Below are 17,592 nucleotides of genomic sequence, written 5' to 3'. Positions count from 1 at the left end.
TGAAACGTAAAAATACCGGCCTGGAGCCGGTATTTTTTTATACTGAATAAAAAGTCATGAGGTATCCAGTGCGAATACTGGCTGTGGGAATGATGGTCTTTCTTCTGAGCGGATGCGGCAGCATTATTAGCCGGACGATCCCCGGACAAGGACACGGAAATCAATACTATCCAGGCGTGCAATGGGATGTCCGGGACTCTGCGTGGCGTTACGTCACCATCCTGGATCTGCCGTTTTCGCTGGTGTTTGATACGTTGCTATTACCGCTCGATATACACCATGGGCCTTACGAGTAACTATCGTTCATCCCATTCATCGGCTGCGGTCTGGCCTTCCTCTGTGTCAAGGGGAGGCTCCAGTTGAAATTCACCCTCATCCCATTCGTGGAGCGTATTTTCCTCCTGCCACTCCTGGCGAATATCAATCTCATCATAGTCACCATCAAAAACGCTTTGTGCCGCTTCACCGCTCAGCATGGGTAAACATTCGCCTTCGCCATCATCTTCGTCGGCAAAAAACTCAGCTTGCCACATGATATCGCCATCCTGTAGCACGTACTTTTGTACGTTCAGCTGCTGGACGCTGGCTTCGTCAGATTCAAGACCTGGATTATCAGCCAGAAACTCTTCACGTGCTGCATCAATGGCTTCTTCAAGGGTGGGGTACAAGGCATTCATATTCGCATCCTGATCGCATGGGTGATTGGCTTAATAAAAAGATATAGGTGGTGTGGTGAGAACTGTCAAAGCATTCGTTTATCGCGAAGTTTCAGGTATGCAACGGCTTGAAGCATCGAGTGTTTCTTACCATAACCACTCGGTTGTGGTGCTTCCTGGAACAACAAAAACACGGGGGAACCCTACCGCCAATACGTTTCATGAACAGCAAACCTTAAGTTTTTAAGAATCGGTTGGAGTGTATTAAACTCAAGTGGTTATGCAGGAGCACCATGAGTGAGGATGTCATAGTTTAAAGGGGGTGATTGAATAGACTGCAAGCCATACTTTATAGCGGATGAAACAATATAATTTATATAAGGTTTTTATTATAACTAATTGAAATTAAAGAGTAAGGCAAAAAGTGACGCGCGTGAGTATTACGTCTTAAAGTATCGATATTTGTTTAAGTTAGATATCCATAAATGATATTGTTAATCATTATATATGTGATAAATATGTTAATGTATAACAAAGTATAAGAAAACATCCATAACATTCAATGAATAATAACATGCGTTATAAATAAGATTGTCATTATTGAAAGAATTATAAATTATTAATTTGCAAAAGATAATGGCTTAATATATAAAATGCAAAATAGGATTCTTGCCAGGGCTGTTATGGATAATAGTAATTCAAACAATAGCAGGTTGATGAACTTTTACATTACTTGCTTAGTCAGCTATTTTATTGCTGGTGTGTGTCTTTCTCAGTATCAGTTAGAAGTGCAGAGTGTACCTCAAACAACATATTTAATAATCATCGTTGGGTTATTTTTTCTGTACGGCATTGTTTTTCTTTTTATGCTTTTTCAATACCTTTGCAGGAAAGATCTAACATACCTAATGATATTAGGAATGGCATTCCTTAGTAATAATATCTATCTTATAGAAACTATATATATCGTTCAGAATTTAATTAATGATAGCGTTTTGATAGAAAAACGCACAAATGATATCGCTATCTTCTATTATTTTAGGCAAGTTAGTTTTATCGCATTACTTTTTGTATCATTGAAAGCTTATAAAGCGGCTTCCACAGTTATTGAGACTAAAGAAAGAGAACCATGCTACATAATTATAGCATTGTTGATTATGCTGGCAATTGCATTCCTTTCGCATAACTTATCAAGTTATAACGCTGATGTTACGATTGAAATTACCAGTCACAAAACTGACAATAAAACGGTGCACTGGCATATTGGCTACATATATTCACTGATTATTTCATGGGGAATGGTTTTGTTGTATCTGTCAGTGAAAACAAAAATGCATGGTATCTTATGGAAAAGCATCGCGTTACTGTGTTGCTCTGCAATCCTGACGAATGTTCTGCTGTTGAGTCTGGATGAATATAGTATGTATATTTGGTATGTCAGTAGGGGAATCGAAGTTATCAGCACCTTAAGTATCATATCTATATTAATGTACAACACGTTCATTATTCTTAAGAGAGAGGCGGATTCAGCAATAAAAGATGCGATGACTAAGATATATAACCGAAAATTATTCTATAAGGCACTAAAATCATCTTTAGTAAAAGGTGCTATTTGTATAATGATACTGGATATAGATAAATTCAAACGCATCAATGATTCTTATGGCCATCAGGAAGGCGATCACGTTATAAAGAGCATTGTTGATATTGTCAATAAATCGATCAGGGACTCAGACATTTTTGCGAGAATTGGTGGGGAAGAGTTTGGGCTCCTGATTAAGTGTAAAGATAAAGCTGAAGCAATGTTTGTTGCGGAAAGAATAAGAAAAAATGTTGAGACTGAAACAGCGGAGCCCAATATATATGGCCTGAAAGAGAAAATGACAATCAGCATCGGTGTATATTGTAGTAAATCTGATGATTATTCTGCTGACAAAGTCGTATCATATGCCGATGCTGCGCTGTATGATGCGAAAAACTCAGGGAGAAATAAAGTGGTTTACTATAACAGCTAGAATAATATTAAGCGTTATTGAGTTCACTCTGCGTATCCCCCATATTAAACCAATTGATATGTTAGGGGGACCGTTGAGAATGAATACACAAAATCATCCCAGGACCTGAGATCCCCGGCGGCGGCGCAGACTGTTCCATGAGTAGATTGCGTTGAATAACACAACACCAGCGGTGACGCAGAAGACGGCACGGAAGCCATAATTTGCCGATATAGCAGCTCCCATTAACGGCCCAGTAACGTTGCCTATATCACGAAACGACTGGTTGTAGCTAAAGATACGCCCGGCGATTTGGTTGGTTGAGTTATACACCAGCAAGGTCTGTACGGCAGGCAGCAATGCGCCATCAGCGGCACCCAGTAAAAAGCGCAGCACGCCCAGCTGCCAGGGCGTCTGGACGAATGACATTGGGATCAGCAGCAGTACGGAGATAACCAATGCAACGATCAGGATCTTCTCCGGACCAATCCTGTCACCCAATTTGCCGAGCTTTGGTGCACTGATTAAGGCCGCAACACCGGGTACAGAGGCAATCATCCCACTGATAAACGCGATATTGCTGACATTACCTGCAAGCTCCCGTACATACAGCGTCAGGATTGGCGCAATGGAGCCGGTTGCAACCTGAATTATCAGGGTAGTGACAAACAAGCTCAGCACCAGCTTTGGATTCTTTAACGACGTCACGACTTCGCGAACGTGCAGCATCTCTTTCTTGCTCACTGGCTGGAAGCGTTCACGGATAAAAAAGAGTGTCAGAATAAAACAGATCAACAGCACCAGGGCTGTGATGAAAAATACAGGGCGCAGACCATACTGATCGGCGAGTAACCCGCCCGCCAGTGGCCCAAGTAAAGCACCGCTGACGCCGCCGGTGGAAAGTGTCCCCAACGCCCAGCCGCTTTTATTGCGTGGCACCTGGGTTGCGATCAGTGCGTTGGCATTAGGAATAAATCCACCGAGCAAACCCAGCAGGGCGCGCAGGATCAAGAATTGCCAGATATTTTGCGCCAGCCCCATCAGCAGCATGACGATGGACATGCCCAGTGCTGAGCGTAAGAGCATGATTTTCCGGCCTTTACGATCGGCCAGTCCGCCCCAGAAAGGTGAGGCAATCGCTGAAAACAGGAAGGTGATACTGAATACCAGCCCTGACCACATATTCAGGGCACTGTGATCCGTCACGCCAAGACTCTCGACGTAAAGGGGTAAAAATGGCATGACCAGGCTAAATGCTGCGCCGGTTAAAAAACAGCCCAGCCAGGCAACGGTAAGGTTGCGTTTCCAGTTTATGGGGACATCAGAGGGTGACATAGCGATCCGCAGTGTGATGCGCTGTTTGCGCTATCGAGTAAATATAAATAAGCAGGCTAATTATGCGCCTGGTTGATAGTTGCTGCAATGCGGATAGCAGTTAAACCTAAAAGGGGAGAGAAGGTGTTGCAGCCACAGGACTGCAACAAAGACTCAGTACAGAGACGGGGAACCTTCAGGGCGTGTCTTGAAGCGGCGATGTAACCACATGTATTGCTCGGGGGCCATCATAATGCATTTTTCAACGATTTTATTCATCCAGGCCGCCGTTGTTTCAGCATTGTCCAGCGGTGGTGAACACTCCGGTGGCAGCATGATCAATTGATACCCCTTGCCGTCAGGTTTGCGACGGGGAACAAATGGCACCAGGCAGGCATTCGACATTCGGGACAGCATCCAGGTTCCGGACGTCGTCGCAGCCTGTTCAACGGCGAACAAAGGCACAAATACACTGGCGCGAGGGCCATAGTCGTGATCCGGCGCGTACCAGACCACTTCACCTTTCTTCAACGCTTTAATCATCCCTTTCAGGTCTTTACGATCGAGCATTGATTTATTGGAGCGCATACGCCCCCAGGTTTGTAGCCAGTCGAGCAGAGGATTGTCGTTAGGACGATACACACCAATTCCCGGCTCTTGTAAGCCAAACTGGCGTGCACCCAACTCGAGGGTCAAAAAGTGCAGACCAACTAACAGGATCCCACGCTTTTGTGCCTGAACGTCCCGGATATGCTCCATTCCGATAACTTCAGTCCAGCGTGATATTCGCCTGTCGGACCAAAACCAGGCCATGCCGGTTTCCATTACGCCCATACCGACAGACTCAAAGTTTTTTACCATCATCTGCTGGCGTTCCTGCTCGCTCATTTGCGGGAAGCACAGTTCCAGATTGCGGGAAACAATCTTTGCCCGACGTTTCATCAAGCGTAATGCCAGACGGCCTAATGCGCATCCCAATTTATAGAGCACTGGGTAGGGTAACTGTACGATTAACCAAAGGATGCCAATACCCAGCCAGGTTAACCAATAACGCGGATGCAGTAGCGCAGCCGAAAACTTGGGTAAATTCGTCATGTCTATCCTGTCTTCTAACGACCAATTCCCTGTATTGTCGCATTTTTTTGCGCGTATCTAAAATTTACGACGGGAGAGTGGTGATTAAACCATCAATTGTTGTTGCGTTTTTATCGTGAAGTATGAAATGTAGCGTAAAATGTGTGGATGTAAATTGGCGAAGTTTGCTTTATCATGCCGGCCGATTTTCATTTTTACTGATTGCAGGATACGTACACCATGCCAGTGTTACACAACCGCATTTCGAATGACGCGCTCAAAGCTAAAATGCTGGCGGAATCTGAGCCGCGCACGACGATTTCATTCTATAAATATTTCACCATCGCTGATCCTCAGCAAACGCGTGATGCACTGTATCAACTGTTCACTACACTGAATGTGTTTGGCCGCGTATATCTTGCACGGGAAGGCATTAACGCACAAATCAGTGTACCGCAAAGTAACGTTGATGCGTTTCGCCAACAGTTATACGCATTTGATCCTGCATTATCCGGGTTGCGTCTCAATATTGCATTAGATGATGACGGCAAATCTTTCTGGGTTCTGCGCATGAAGGTCCGTGAGCGAATTGTTGCGGATGGCATTGATGATCCTGATTTTGACGCCAGCAACGTGGGTGATTATCTGAAGGCAGCTGAAGTGAATGCCATGCTGGACGATCCGGATGCGGTGTTTATTGATATGCGCAACCACTATGAATATGAAGTGGGTCACTTCGAAAACGCGCTGGAGATCCCGGCAGACACCTTCCGCGATCAGCTGCCGAAAGCGGTAGAAATGATGCAGGAGCATAAGGATAAAAAAATCGTTATGTATTGTACCGGGGGGATTCGTTGTGAGAAAGCCAGTGCCTGGATGAAACATAACGGGTTTAGCAAAGTCTGGCACATTGAGGGCGGCATTATTGAGTATGCCCGCAAAGCGCGTGAGCAGGGGCTGCCTGTGCGTTTTATCGGCAAAAATTTTGTTTTCGATGAACGCATGGGAGAGAGGATCTCTGACGATGTGATTTCGCATTGTCATCAGTGCGGTACCGCATGTGACAGCCATACCAATTGCAAAAACGATGGCTGCCATCTGCTGTTTATACAGTGTCCAGCCTGTGCGCAAAAGTATAAAGGCTGCTGTAGTGAACTGTGTTGTGAAGAGAGCGAACTGCCGGAAGAAGAGCAGCGCCGCCGTCGCGCGGGGCGTGAGAATGGCAATAAGATCTTTAATAAATCGCGTGGTCGTTTAAATACTAAGCTCGGTATTCCCGATCCTGCGCAATAACACGATGCCGGATGGCGGCAAAAGCCTCATCCGGCATCAATAGGATGTTATTTCTGCTGTACGCCTTCCACCGAGATAATTAATTCGACTTCCTGCGAAGCGGGACCGAGATCGGTGGTAATGTTGAAATCCTTCAGCTTTATTTTCCCTTGAGCTTCAAAACCGGCGCGTGTGCCACCCCATGGATCGCCCCCTTGACCCATCAACTTTGCATCCAGTGTTACCGGTTTGGTGACGCCGTTCAGGGTCAGGTTACCGGTGATATCTAAATCGTTGCCCTCTTTCTTCACGCTGGTGGACGTAAAGGTGGCCTGCGGGAACTTGCTCACATTGAGGAATTCTGCACTACGCAGGTGTTTGTCACGTTCGGCATGATTGGTATCAACGCTGTTGGTGTTGATGGTGACATTGACTTTATCGGCAGCCGGATTTTTCTCGTCAAAGGTAAATGTGCCGTCGAAGTCTTTAAATGTGCCGTACAGCCAGCTGTATCCCAGATGCTGAATGCGGAAATTAACAAAGGCATGCTGTCCCTCTTTGTCAATTTTGTAATCCGCTGCGATAGCAGAGCCGGTCGTGAATAATAAAGAGGCGAGTGTGAGTCCCAGCAGGTTTTTTTTCATTTTAAGCTCCATAGTCAGATGACGATTTTCCCAACATGCGATTAAGGGTATCGTCGTTATCGATAAAGTGATGTTTCAGGGCCATTAACCCATGCAGAAGTGATAAAACCACCACGGCCCACGCGAGCCACAGGTGCACGCTACCGGCGATGTCAGCTTGCACGCCTGCGTTGGCAAACGTGGCGGGAACATCGAACCAACCAAATACGCTTATTGCTTTACCGTCTGCGGTAGAGATCAGATAGCCGCTGATGCCAATAGAAAAAAGCAGGGTATACAGCGTGAGGTGGCCCAATGCCGCCGCAATACGGGTTAAACGGGAATAGCTTTTCAGTGCGGCAGGGGGAGGGGAAACAACCCGCCAGACAATGCGGACAACCAGTCCCATCATCAGCAACACACCGATACTTTTATGCAGTTCAGGCGCCTGGTGATACCAACCATCGTAATAACTGAGTGTTACCATCCATAAACCCAGAGCAAACATGCCATAGACGGCAATAGCGACCAGCCAGTGTAATGCGGCAGACACCACGCCATAGCGCTGTGGACTATTATTGAATTGCATAAATACACCGTTAGATATTTCAGAAGTGAATGAAAATGGCGCGTAAAAGACATTAATGCAACTAATAAATAACAATGGTGATGATATTTGTTTTTATTTCAATAAAATTGATTGATTAAAGGCGCAATCATCAAATCGTTAGTGTGAGTGGCCATTGAGAAGGGCTTGAAAACAAGGAAGGATGAAAATTATGTTATTCAGTTTATTGCAATGAAATTAAGAAATTATCAGTTTTTGTCAATTAATGTCAGCGCATATAGATTAGAAGAACATAATATATATGACGTCCATAATCGCCAGCAGCGACCATAAAATAATGTAGAGCATGAAATGCTCGCGAATATTATTAACCAGATAGTTAAAGATGCGGCGCATCAATGTTATTCCTGTCATTTAAAATGGCCTCACCAACGAGGCCATTGATCAATTATCGCTTAAAACGGGACAGCCTGAATGGCGTCAGGTCAAAGGCTGACGGTTTACCCTGGGCAAACTCAGCCGCAATTTCGCCCAGTACGGAAGCAAACTTAAAACCGTGTCCGCTGAGTCCGGTAATCACCAGCGTGTTGTCATGGTCTGGCAGCGTATCGATAATGAAGTCTTCATCTGGCGAGTTATCGTAAGTACAGGATGCACCATGCAGACAACAGCCGATGCCAGGCAAAATAGCGCGCAGGAATGGGAAGGCTTCCGAACCATCGCTGGCGACAGCGGCAAACGGTTTACGTTCTTCAGGTGAATGAATGACCTGTCCGCCGTTATGCCTGCCAATTTTTAACTCGTCATTTTCAGCCGGAAAACCGTAGTATTGATCGCCATTAGGCAGTTCGCCGGTAAATGCCGGGAATTTGTTTTTGACACTGTAGCGCCCGTCAGCCTGATACCATGCGAATACCTTACGCACCGGCTGTATCGGCAGTTCAGGCAATAATGCCTTGACCCAGGTGCCGGCGCTGACGACAACTTTTTTCGCGTGGTAGTCACCATCGGCTGTTGCAACCGTTACGCCATCATCGTGGTGATGAATTGCCGTGACGGGGCATTTAAACAACTGCGCACAACCTGCCTCTTCAGCCAGGCGAATCCAGGTTTTAATGGCTAGCTCACTGCGCAAAAAACCGGATTCGGCTTCAAACAGCCCGATATAGTTTTCAGGCACGCGAATTTCTGGCCAGCGAGTCATGATGGCTGCTGCATCCAGCTGTTCGACATTGAGTTGCCACTGTTTGGCACTTTGCGCCACGGTCGCTAAAAAGGTCGAATCTGCAGGACCCAGGTTGATAACGCCAGAGCGAACAAAAACAGGCTCTTCATTTTGTGCGGAAAGTTCATCCCACAATGTTTGCGCACGTAGCACCAGCGGAACGTATTTTTCACCTTCGCCATACGCATGACGAATTAATCGTGTATCGCCGTGGTGGCTGCCCTGTTGATGCGGTGGCATATGCGCATCGATCATCAGAACGTTGAGACCGGCGCGAGTGGCGTAGTATCCGGCTGCGGCGCCCACGGAACCGCTGCCAATAATGATTAAGTCGTATTTCATCCGCTTCTCTCTGCAATCGCGATAGTATACCTTAAATAATTCGAGTTGCAGGACCAAACGCCCGGGCCGTTTTGAACAGCGCCCCCGAAGGGGTGAGGCCGTAAGGCCGAATCACGCGGCGACGCAGCGAATCCCAGGGATGGGCCGAGTAATAAAGCCAACGCATATGCAACTTGAAGTATGACAGGTATAGCAGAGTAAATAACTGACCCGGAATATTCAACCTGCAAATAAGAAAGGCACCATGAAGGTGCCTTTTGATGGTGTGATGTATCAGGTTTAATGTCGCTGATACTCATTTACCTGGTAATCGCCAGATTCAATTTTAGCGATTCCGGCTTCTAATATCGAAATAAATTGCCTGGCAACATCAGTGGTTAACCAGAGCGTTTGACCGACCTCAGTCCCATCCGGGTCCGGACGATTCGGGGTCTGGTAGTGCAAACGCAGCATCAGCGCATCGTAGCTATCAACAGTGCTGATGTCCCATCCTACAAGCGGATGAGTCTGAATGACTTCATTATTCTTTTCCATCATGCCCCCTAATTCGTGTTACTAGACAACGGTTTTCGAGGTTCAATGCGTTTTTTTCTGAAGCAACTTCAGTATATCAATAAATAAGGGTATTCATTGAAAATTTAAAGAGGGCGGCGCATAAATTTTTTGTTTTCAGTGTTATATGATTAATAAAACAACATGTCATTCATTTTTTTTTAGCATGTTGTGCAATTATTTTGGTGTTTTGATTAAAAGATAATCAATGTGTTTAATATAAATTATCTGCTAGCGTGGTGAATGCAAGATTGATTTAAAGGATGCACGCATAAAAAAGCCGGGGCGACCCGGCAAACAAACATCACTGCATATCATTTTTTATTCGTTGATGAACCAGTCATCCGCGCTTTCCCAGGTTTCCTGTAGGATTTCGCTGATGCGTTCTTTGTCCTCTTTTGTTGCGCCAATAACCGACAAGTTGTTGGTACCGGCATAACGAACGGTAACGTTACCTTCGTTATCCGGAAAATGATGATGAATACGGCGGGAGAGTTCATCTGCCAGCGCGTCGATAGCACCGGCTGGTAAAGGTGAAGTTTTGGCAATAGTGACTTCAATACGCATAATAGCCCCCTGTTGTTTATACTGGTTATTTATACAGTTAACTGCGCCAGTTGACAACAGGAGGCTACACTTTTTTAGCGTTTTACTGACCAGCGTACCGTTTCACCGCCAAGGAAAGGCACCAACGTATCGTTTTCCAACGCAATGTTCTCCGGGACCAGGTGCTCCACGCGTTCCAGCTCAATAAAGGTCTCATTCACCGGCAAACCATAGAACTGTGGGCCATTGAGTGAGCAGAAGGCTTCGAAATGGTCCAGGGCGTTCATCTCTTCGAACACAGTGGCATAGCTGCCCAGCGCGGTTGGCGCATTAAAGCAGCCCGCACAGCCGCAACTGGACTCTTTACGATGACGCGCATGCGGTGCGGAGTCGGTACCCAGGAATGCGCGATTGAATCCGCTGGCAACCAGTTCACGCAGCGCCTGCTGGTGAACGTTACGTTTGAGTATTGGCAGGCAGTACAGATGCGGACGAATTCCACCGACCAGCATATGGTTGCGGTTAAACATTAAATGCTGCGGTGTGATGGTTGCTGCAAGAAGCTCGTTGCCATCGCGCACGTATTCGGCGGCATCTTTGGTCGTGATATGTTCAAACACCACTTTTAGCGCGGTTAAACGCTGACGTAAGGGATCCATCACCGTTTCGATGAAACGTGCTTCGCGATCGAAAATGTCGATATCAGCGTGCGTCACTTCACCGTGCACCAACAGTGGCATCCCCAATTTTTCCATGCGCTCCAGTACCGGCATAATGGCATCGACCGAGGTTACACCCTGTGTCGAGTTGGTTGTTGCATTAGCGGGATAAAGTTTCGCGGCGGTGAAGACGCCTTCATTGAATCCACGCTCAAGTTCATTAGGATCCAGCGTGTCCGTTAAGTAGCAGGTCATTAACGGAGTAAAGCTATGTCCGGCGGGTACAGCGTCCAGAATGCGCTGACGGTACGCAATGGCCGCATCAACTGTCGTGACCGGCGGAGCGAGGTTTGGCATAACGATCGCGCGACCATAAGTTTCACTGGTATAAGGCACGACAGTTTTCAACATGTCGCCATCGCGAAGGTGAAGGTGCCAGTCGTCTGGGCGGCGGATCTTTAAAACCTGGGATGGTGCAGTCATTAATATGCTCCGGCTGAGGATAGTCTTTTTTGCCGGAAACAAAGGATAAGCGGAAACGTTTTCGTTTGCACGAAAAAAAAGGGCGCATTAGCGCCCTGTTGTTTATTAATCGGTGAACGGGATAATGATTTCACCCGGTTTAACCTCAATCCCTTTCGCCAGTTTTTTCGCCAATGCTTCGCCTTTGCTGCTGTCTTCACGCAGAATGTAGGCCGGTTGCTGGTTAAAGTAATTCCGCAGCGACTGATTTAAGTAGGGCATCAGAGTTTGCAGTACAGATTGCATTTTCTCTGGTGTGACGGTCGCATCGACCACTTCCATTTCTTGCAGATAAATCGCGCCTTTTTCTTTATTGAAGACTGGCAATGCTTTTAACTTCAACTTCATGGTCGCTTTCTGGCTACCAAAAAGGGAATTCATATCCAGATTGGCGTCGCCTGTCAGAGTCACTTTATTCGGTTCTTCGCGACCAATCTGGCTGGCGAGATTGGTCAGTACGATGTGGGCTTCAGCAACGCCAGGCAGACCAATATCTTTCGAGAAGTCGTTATGCTTAGCCAGTGCCTGATTAATCTCTTGCTCGCTAACCGTGTATTGTGTGAGTTGATTACAACCAACCAACAGGCCGCTGACAATCAGTGCAGCAGCAAAAAAAATCTTTTTCATGGGGTTCCTCAACATGATACTTGTGGCGTAATCGTGACACAAAGCAGCATCCAGCACCAGCGGCCCGGGCACCAGCAGAAAAAACTGAAATTGAGTCCGGGACGTCTGGTCAGCTATCAGGCATCAGGTTCCAGCATGCCGCGTGACGGGCGTTTATGGCTAAACTGCCAACCCAGCGCGAGGAAGGTGATAAAGCCGATAATGCCGAGCATCATCCACGGGAGTTCTGGCTGTGACAGTGCTTTACCCATGTCAAACAGCCAGCCGCCACCGATATAACCGATGGCACCGCCGATGGCTAATCCGAGGCGGCTAAAGCCCATGTAACTGCCCCGTGCGCGCGCATTTGCCAACGACGCGCTCAACGTCTCGCGCGCCGGTTCGGCGATGATAGAACCGATATAGAAGGTGCAAATCAGGGTGAAAAGCTGCTGTAAATTCCCGACCAGACCGATGGGCATCATGCTAAGAGACATGATCAGCAGGCCTGCCATCAGCCGATGTTCAAGACGAAAACGTTTTTCACTCCAGCGGGCGATAGGGTAGAGCAGCGTTAAAGAGAGACACGCTTCGATGGCATACATCCACTTCACGGCGGCCGGCGAACCGGCGATATCATTAACCATAATCGGCAGCATCAACATAACCTGTACCGCCAGCATGTAATACCCCGCCAGCGTCAGGACATAGGTGACAAAGCGTTTGTCATGCATCACATGGCTCATGCCTTCGCGCACGGGAATCTTCACGGTAGATAGCTTCCATGCCGGAAGTAGCCAGGCGTTAAACGCGGCGCACAGAACGAACAAAATCGCGCCTACGGCGCAAACCAGACGGAAATCGTACTGTAACAGCCAACTGCCGAGCAATGCGCCGACCACGGCACCGGCACTGTCCTGCATCATCAGAATAGAAAAAAAACGCCCGCGCTTTTCTGGGCGGATCAGTTTGACCACCAGCGCCGAGCGGGGCGGGTCGAATAACGTACCACCTAAACCGGAGAGGAAACAGGAGAACCACAATAGCCAGGGTTCGTGTGCAATCCCCATCGTGGCGAACCCGGCGGCACGCATCAGCATACCGGTCACAATCATCGGTTTGGCACCAAAGCGGTCAGCAATTGCGCCGCCAAAAATCCCCAGACCTTGCTGGATAAATTGGCGCAATCCAAGTGCGATACCGACCATCACGGCGGCCCAGCCCATTTGGTCGACGAAACGGATAGAGATCAGTGGGAAAACGACAAAGAAACCCAGCACGACCAGCATATTATCGATGAGCAGGAAATATTTACCCAGGTTCCTTGCCTGCGAGACTTGCGACATTTCCCCTCCAGGGAAAAAACTCGTCACTCGGTGGAGAGTTTAAAAGATAAGCACCTTCTATTCTGCGGTGTCGTTTGTGCTTTTCCCACCCTTGGCGGGACAATATTTTTTTATCAAAAGTCAGTCTTGATAGATAGTTTTCATCAAAATGTGTGAATAATTCAAAAAATGGCATTTTGCTCTTTTCACACGGTGTATTTGCACAGGTATAGTAATGCGAATTGCGTATTGAAGACGTTACGGGAAGGAGTAGGTATAGAATGTTTGGCTATCGCAGTAACGTGCCAAAAGTGCGCTTAACCACGGACCGCCTGGTCGTGCGTTTGGTGCATGAGCGTGATGCCTGGCGTCTGGCAGATTATTACGCAGAGAATCGTCATTTCTTAAAGCCCTGGGAACCTATCCGCGATGAAAGCCACTGCTACCCCTCTGGCTGGCAGGCGCGTCTGAGCATGATCTCTGAATTCCATAAACAAGGCACAGCCTGGTATTTCGCGTTGCTCGATCCTGACGAAAAAGAAATTATCGGCGTTGCGAACTTCTCGAACGTGGTGCGTGGATCTTTCCACGCCTGTTATCTCGGTTATTCCATTGCGCAGAAGTGGCAAGGGCAGGGGCTGATGTACGAAGCCCTGACCGCCGCTATTCGTTATGTGCAGCGGACGCAACATATTCACCGCATTATGGCGAATTACATGCCACACAATAAGCGTAGCGGCGATTTGCTGGCGCGACTCGGCTTTGAGAAAGAAGGGTATGCAAAAGACTATCTGCTGATTGATGGACAGTGGCGCGATCATGTGCTGACGGCGTTGACAACATCAGAATGGACCCCCGGTCGCTAAGTTTCAGGCGCACGGCCTGAATAATGGAGAAGACGATGAAATACGAATTAACCGCCACCGAAGCCCGTGTGATTGGCTGCTTATTAGAAAAACAGGTTACTACACCGGAACAATATCCCCTTTCCGTGAATGGTGTGGTGACCGCGTGTAATCAAAAAACCAACCGTGAACCGGTGATGAATCTATCGGAAGCCGACGTGCAGGATCAGCTTGATAACCTGGTAAAAAGGCATTTTCTGCGTACGGTTAGCGGCTTTGGTAATCGCGTGACCAAATACGAACAGCGGTTCTGTAATTCAGAGTTTGGCAATCTTAAGCTTAGCGCGGGTGAAGTGGCATTGATCACCACGCTGTTACTCCGTGGCGCTCAAACACCGGGTGAATTACGTAGCCGCGCATCCCGCATGTATGAGTTCAGCGATATGGCGGAAGTGGAGTCGACGCTGGAGAAACTGGCTACCCGGGAAGATGGCCCTTATGTGGTCCGCCTGGCGCGTGAACCTGGGAAACGAGAAAGTCGTTATATGCACCTGTTTTGTGGCGAGGTTGATGAGTCACTCGCTGCGGCAGATGAACCGCAGGCGGCGTCTGGAGATTTGCAGGCGCGTGTTGAAGCGCTGGAAACCGAAGTGGCAGAGTTGAAACAGCGGCTCGATTCGTTATTGGCACACCTGGGAGACTAACGTGGGAAAATTGCGTATTGGCGTGGTCGGGTTAGGGGGCATCGCGCAAAAGGCATGGTTGCCAGTGTTGGGCGCATCTGCGGACTGGACGCTGCAGGGCGCATGGTCTCCCTCGCGGGAAAAAGCGCAACGTATTTGTGAGACCTGGCGAATGCCATACGTTGATTCCGTACAGAATTTAGCGGCAACCTGCGATGCCGTTTTCGTTCATTCCAGTACCGCCACTCACTACGCCGTAGTGAGTGAGTTGCTGAATGCCGGCGTTCATGTTTGTGTGGACAAGCCGCTGGCAGAAAATCTGCGCGAAGCTGAACAACTGGTGGAGCTGGCGGCGCGGAAAAAACTGACGCTAATGGTTGGATTTAATCGTCGCTTTGCGCCGCTGTATCAGGATCTACAGGTGCAGTTGGGCAATGCGGCGTCAGTCCGTATGGACAAGCACCGTACGAACAGCGTCGGGCCGCACGATCTGCGTTTTACGCTGCTGGATGATTATCTGCACGTGATAGACACCGCGCTGTGGCTGGCAGGAGGAAAGGTTCAACTTAATGGTGGCACGCTGTTAACAAATGACATCGGTGAAATGCTTTATGCTGAACATCATTTTTCTGCCGATCAGCTACAGATAACCACCAGTATGCACCGCCGTGCTGGTAGCCAACGCGAGAGCGTGCAGGCGGTGACGGACGGTGGCCTGATTGACGTTACGGATATGCGTGAATGGCGCGAGGAACGTGGGCAAGGCGTAGTGCACAAGCCGGTAGCAGGCTGGCAAACCACCCTAGAACAGCGTGGTTTTGCCGGATGCGCACGCCATTTTATTGAGTGCGTGCAAAATCAGACGGTTCCGCAGACGGCAGGCGAACAGGCGCTACAGGCCCAGCGCGTTGTCGAAATGCTGTGGCGGGAGGCGATGGCAGAATAACCCCCTGTAACATCTGGCGGTAGTAATTCAATGTAATCCAGGTACTATATGCCAACTCAAAAATAACACCTCTTTTCAGCCCTTGACTGGTTTGTTGGCTTGATAAGACGCAAAGGCGTTGCCAGCAGGCACTGCGAAATTATCGGATATCGGCGCTTATGTCTTATCCGGTAAATGGGCTGATTATGCGGGGTTCTGCCTCAGAGTCTGGAATACAACATAGATGAATTTATTAAAATCGCTGGCAGCCGTCAGCTCGATGACGATGTTCTCACGTGTGCTGGGTTTTGCGCGTGATGCGATTGTCGCCAGAATCTTTGGCGCAGGGATGGCGACAGATGCCTTTTTTGTGGCATTCAAACTTCCTAACCTGCTGCGCCGCATTTTTGCTGAGGGAGCGTTCTCTCAGGCGTTTGTACCGATTCTTGCCGAATACAAAAGTAAGCAGGGCGAAGACGCCACCCGCGTGTTTGTCGCCTATGTTTCCGGGCTGTTGACGCTGGCGCTGGCCGTCGTCACGGTGGCCGGGATGCTTGCTGCGCCGTGGGTGATAATGGTCACCGCGCCAGGGTTTGCCGATACTGCAGATAAGTTCACACTGACCACCCAACTGCTGCGAATTACCTTTCCTTATATTCTGCTGATCTCATTGGCTTCGCTGGTGGGGGCAATCCTGAACACCTGGAACCGCTTTTCCATTCCGGCGTTTGCGCCCACGTTTCTGAATATCAGTATGATCGGCTTCGCGTTGTTTGCCGCGCCTTATTTCCATCCGCCGGTGCTGGCGCTGGCGTGGGCTGTCACCGTGGGCGGTGTGCTGCAATTGGTTTATCAGCTTCCACATTTGAAGAAAATTGGCATGCTGGTGCTGCCGCGCGTGAACTTCCACGATGCCGGGGCGATGCGCGTCGTGAAGCAAATGGGCCCGGCGATCCTTGGGGTCTCTGTCAGCCAGATTTCTCTCATCATCAATACGATTTTCGCCTCGTTTCTGGCTTCCGGCTCGGTTTCATGGATGTACTATGCCGACCGCCTGATGGAGTTTCCGTCTGGCGTACTCGGCGTAGCATTGGGGACTATCCTGCTGCCATCGCTGTCCAAAAGCTTTTCCAGCGGTAATCATGACGAGTATTGCCGTTTGATGGACTGGGGCCTGCGTTTGTGTTTTCTGCTGGCATTACCGAGCGCCGTAGCGTTGGGTATTCTGGCTAAACCGCTGACGGTTTCTCTGTTCCAGTACGGTAAATTTACCGCCTTTGATGCTGCCATGACCCAGCGTGCGCTGGTGGCGTACTCGGTTGGTTTGATTGGCTTGATCGTGGTGAAAGTGTTGGCTCCAGGTTTCTATTCGCGCCAGGATATTAAAACGCCGGTAAAGATTGCCATTGTAACGCTGATTATGACCCAGGTAATGAACCTGGCGTTTATCGGGCCGCTGAAGCATGCCGGGCTGTCGCTGTCGATTGGTCTGGCAGCGTGTCTGAACGCGTCATTGCTGTACTGGCAGTTGCGTAAGCAGAAAATCTTTACTCCCCAACCGGGTTGGGCCTGGTTCCTGATGCGACTGGTTATTTCTGTGCTGGTGATGTCGGCCGCGCTGGTAGGGATGCTTTACATGATGCCGGACTGGTCTCAAGGTACGATGTTATGGCGTTTGTTGCGTCTGATGGCCGTCGTGGTGGTAGGTATTGCAGCTTACTTTGCTGCGCTCGTCGTGCTGGGCTTTAAAGTGAAAGAGTTTGTACGCCGGACGGCGTAATGAACATCCGATGCCGGATGGCGGCGCAACGCCGCATCCGGCCAACAGAATAGCGTTGCCTGATAAGCACAAGGCCATCAG

The 17,592-nt window shown here is 48.6% G+C and carries 19 protein-coding genes; 7 read left to right on the top strand and 12 right to left on the bottom strand.

The features are described 5' to 3' along the window. The first annotated feature begins 56 nt into the window (after window positions 1-56). The gene (locus EHN13_RS00555) at window positions 57-296 is read left to right on the top strand and encodes a YceK/YidQ family lipoprotein (protein ID WP_202927478.1); all 240 of its coding nucleotides are present in this window, start codon (window positions 57-59) and stop codon (window positions 294-296) included. Here the strand turns inward: EHN13_RS00555 and EHN13_RS00550 are convergent, their stop codons facing one another. Further along, the gene (locus tag EHN13_RS00550; protein ID WP_061068133.1) at window positions 297-677 is read right to left on the bottom strand and encodes a MysB family protein; all 381 of its coding nucleotides are present in this window, start codon (window positions 675-677) and stop codon (window positions 297-299) included. A gap of 662 nt (window positions 678-1,339) precedes the next feature. Between EHN13_RS00550 and EHN13_RS00545 the strand changes: the two genes are divergently transcribed. Then, window positions 1,340-2,671 (top strand): sensor domain-containing diguanylate cyclase, encoded by a 1,332-nt coding sequence (locus EHN13_RS00545; RefSeq protein WP_124020711.1) that lies wholly within the window; start codon window positions 1,340-1,342, stop codon window positions 2,669-2,671. A gap of 93 nt (window positions 2,672-2,764) precedes the next feature. Here the strand turns inward: EHN13_RS00545 and mdtG are convergent, their stop codons facing one another. After that, entirely contained in the window at window positions 2,765-3,985 is a 1,221-nt protein-coding gene (gene mdtG / locus EHN13_RS00540; RefSeq protein WP_124020710.1) for a multidrug efflux MFS transporter MdtG, read from the bottom strand. A 153-nt stretch (window positions 3,986-4,138) separates the two neighbouring features. Then, entirely contained in the window at window positions 4,139-5,059 is a 921-nt protein-coding gene (locus EHN13_RS00535; RefSeq protein WP_005129093.1) for a Kdo(2)-lipid IV(A) acyltransferase, read from the bottom strand. Between the two features lie 219 nt (window positions 5,060-5,278). Between EHN13_RS00535 and trhO the strand changes: the two genes are divergently transcribed. Further along, window positions 5,279-6,331 carry an oxygen-dependent tRNA uridine(34) hydroxylase TrhO gene (gene trhO / locus EHN13_RS00530; RefSeq protein WP_040230660.1) on the top strand — a complete coding sequence of 351 codons (1,053 nt, stop codon included), beginning with the start codon at window positions 5,279-5,281 and terminating at the stop codon, window positions 6,329-6,331. 47 nt (window positions 6,332-6,378) lie between these two features. On the opposite strand, the gene EHN13_RS00525 is transcribed toward trhO, so the two are convergent. The 9 genes from EHN13_RS00525 to mdtH form a co-directional block, all read right to left on the bottom strand. Continuing rightward, complete coding sequence (locus tag EHN13_RS00525; RefSeq protein WP_061068131.1) at window positions 6,379-6,954, bottom strand: YceI family protein; 576 nt, start codon at window positions 6,952-6,954, stop codon at window positions 6,379-6,381. 1 nt (window position 6,955) lies between these two features. After that, complete coding sequence (locus EHN13_RS00520) at window positions 6,956-7,522, bottom strand: cytochrome b (protein ID WP_005129081.1); 567 nt, start codon at window positions 7,520-7,522, stop codon at window positions 6,956-6,958. Window positions 7,523-7,783: 261 nt separating this feature from the next. Then, complete coding sequence (locus EHN13_RS00515; protein WP_071887361.1) at window positions 7,784-7,897, bottom strand: YceO family protein; 114 nt, start codon at window positions 7,895-7,897, stop codon at window positions 7,784-7,786. A 52-nt stretch (window positions 7,898-7,949) separates the two neighbouring features. Then, window positions 7,950-9,068, bottom strand: coding sequence for an N-methyl-L-tryptophan oxidase (solA, locus tag EHN13_RS00510; RefSeq protein ID WP_048211217.1), 1,119 nt, complete (start codon window positions 9,066-9,068; stop codon window positions 7,950-7,952). 279 nt (window positions 9,069-9,347) lie between these two features. Next, window positions 9,348-9,602 (bottom strand): biofilm formation regulator BssS, encoded by a 255-nt coding sequence (bssS, locus tag EHN13_RS00505; protein WP_003036154.1) that lies wholly within the window; start codon window positions 9,600-9,602, stop codon window positions 9,348-9,350. A gap of 339 nt (window positions 9,603-9,941) precedes the next feature. Beyond that, window positions 9,942-10,187 carry a DNA damage-inducible protein I gene (dinI, locus tag EHN13_RS00500; protein ID WP_048211218.1) on the bottom strand — a complete coding sequence of 82 codons (246 nt, stop codon included), beginning with the start codon at window positions 10,185-10,187 and terminating at the stop codon, window positions 9,942-9,944. A gap of 74 nt (window positions 10,188-10,261) precedes the next feature. Beyond that, the gene (gene pyrC, locus EHN13_RS00495; RefSeq protein ID WP_124020709.1) at window positions 10,262-11,308 is read right to left on the bottom strand and encodes a dihydroorotase; all 1,047 of its coding nucleotides are present in this window, start codon (window positions 11,306-11,308) and stop codon (window positions 10,262-10,264) included. Window positions 11,309-11,413: 105 nt separating this feature from the next. Beyond that, on the bottom strand, window positions 11,414-11,974 hold the full coding sequence (locus EHN13_RS00490; RefSeq protein WP_061068127.1) for a lipoprotein: 561 nt from the start codon (window positions 11,972-11,974) through the stop codon (window positions 11,414-11,416). A gap of 116 nt (window positions 11,975-12,090) precedes the next feature. After that, a complete protein-coding gene (gene mdtH / locus EHN13_RS00485) occupies window positions 12,091-13,299 on the bottom strand; it encodes a multidrug efflux MFS transporter MdtH (protein ID WP_048211221.1) in 1,209 nt (402 codons plus the stop codon). Window positions 13,300-13,559: 260 nt separating this feature from the next. Here mdtH and rimJ point away from each other — a divergent pair, with 260 nt between their 5' ends. From rimJ to murJ, 4 genes are all read left to right on the top strand, one after another. After that, window positions 13,560-14,144, top strand: coding sequence for a ribosomal protein S5-alanine N-acetyltransferase (rimJ, locus tag EHN13_RS00480; protein ID WP_005129064.1), 585 nt, complete (start codon window positions 13,560-13,562; stop codon window positions 14,142-14,144). A 35-nt stretch (window positions 14,145-14,179) separates the two neighbouring features. After that, on the top strand, window positions 14,180-14,827 hold the full coding sequence (locus tag EHN13_RS00475) for a YceH family protein (protein WP_048211222.1): 648 nt from the start codon (window positions 14,180-14,182) through the stop codon (window positions 14,825-14,827). A 1-nt stretch (window position 14,828) separates the two neighbouring features. Continuing rightward, a complete protein-coding gene (locus EHN13_RS00470; protein WP_048211223.1) occupies window positions 14,829-15,752 on the top strand; it encodes a Gfo/Idh/MocA family protein in 924 nt (307 codons plus the stop codon). A 223-nt stretch (window positions 15,753-15,975) separates the two neighbouring features. Continuing rightward, window positions 15,976-17,511, top strand: coding sequence for a murein biosynthesis integral membrane protein MurJ (gene murJ / locus EHN13_RS00465; RefSeq protein ID WP_124020708.1), 1,536 nt, complete (start codon window positions 15,976-15,978; stop codon window positions 17,509-17,511). Window positions 17,512-17,592: the final 81 nt, after the last annotated feature.

Origin of the sequence: Citrobacter youngae (assembly GCF_003818115.1) — a bacterium.
GTDB lineage: Bacteria > Pseudomonadota > Gammaproteobacteria > Enterobacterales > Enterobacteriaceae > Citrobacter > Citrobacter youngae.
This window is presented reverse-complemented; position numbering and strand designations above follow the sequence as displayed.

Bases quoted from the DNA above. Each gene is read 5' to 3' on its own strand.
- EHN13_RS00555 (WP_202927478.1), top strand. From the start codon at position 57: ATGAGGTATCCAGTGCGAATACTGGCTGTGGGAATGATGGTCTTTCTT.
- EHN13_RS00550 (WP_061068133.1), bottom strand. From the start codon at position 677: ATGAATGCCTTGTACCCCACCCTTGAAGAAGCCATTGATGCAGCACGT.
- EHN13_RS00545 (WP_124020711.1), top strand. From the start codon at position 1,340: ATGGATAATAGTAATTCAAACAATAGCAGGTTGATGAACTTTTACATT.
- mdtG (WP_124020710.1), bottom strand. From the start codon at position 3,985: ATGTCACCCTCTGATGTCCCCATAAACTGGAAACGCAACCTTACCGTT.
- EHN13_RS00535 (WP_005129093.1), bottom strand. From the start codon at position 5,059: ATGACGAATTTACCCAAGTTTTCGGCTGCGCTACTGCATCCGCGTTAT.
- trhO (WP_040230660.1), top strand. From the start codon at position 5,279: ATGCCAGTGTTACACAACCGCATTTCGAATGACGCGCTCAAAGCTAAA.
- EHN13_RS00525 (WP_061068131.1), bottom strand. From the start codon at position 6,954: ATGAAAAAAAACCTGCTGGGACTCACACTCGCCTCTTTATTATTCACG.
- EHN13_RS00520 (WP_005129081.1), bottom strand. From the start codon at position 7,522: ATGCAATTCAATAATAGTCCACAGCGCTATGGCGTGGTGTCTGCCGCA.
- EHN13_RS00515 (WP_071887361.1), bottom strand. From the start codon at position 7,897: ATGCGCCGCATCTTTAACTATCTGGTTAATAATATTCGCGAGCATTTC.
- solA (WP_048211217.1), bottom strand. From the start codon at position 9,068: ATGAAATACGACTTAATCATTATTGGCAGCGGTTCCGTGGGCGCCGCA.
- bssS (WP_003036154.1), bottom strand. From the start codon at position 9,602: ATGGAAAAGAATAATGAAGTCATTCAGACTCATCCGCTTGTAGGATGG.
- dinI (WP_048211218.1), bottom strand. From the start codon at position 10,187: ATGCGTATTGAAGTCACTATTGCCAAAACTTCACCTTTACCAGCCGGT.
- pyrC (WP_124020709.1), bottom strand. From the start codon at position 11,308: ATGACTGCACCATCCCAGGTTTTAAAGATCCGCCGCCCAGACGACTGG.
- EHN13_RS00490 (WP_061068127.1), bottom strand. From the start codon at position 11,974: ATGAAAAAGATTTTTTTTGCTGCTGCACTGATTGTCAGCGGCCTGTTG.
- mdtH (WP_048211221.1), bottom strand. From the start codon at position 13,299: ATGTCGCAAGTCTCGCAGGCAAGGAACCTGGGTAAATATTTCCTGCTC.
- rimJ (WP_005129064.1), top strand. From the start codon at position 13,560: ATGTTTGGCTATCGCAGTAACGTGCCAAAAGTGCGCTTAACCACGGAC.
- EHN13_RS00475 (WP_048211222.1), top strand. From the start codon at position 14,180: ATGAAATACGAATTAACCGCCACCGAAGCCCGTGTGATTGGCTGCTTA.
- murJ (WP_124020708.1), top strand. From the start codon at position 15,976: ATGAATTTATTAAAATCGCTGGCAGCCGTCAGCTCGATGACGATGTTC.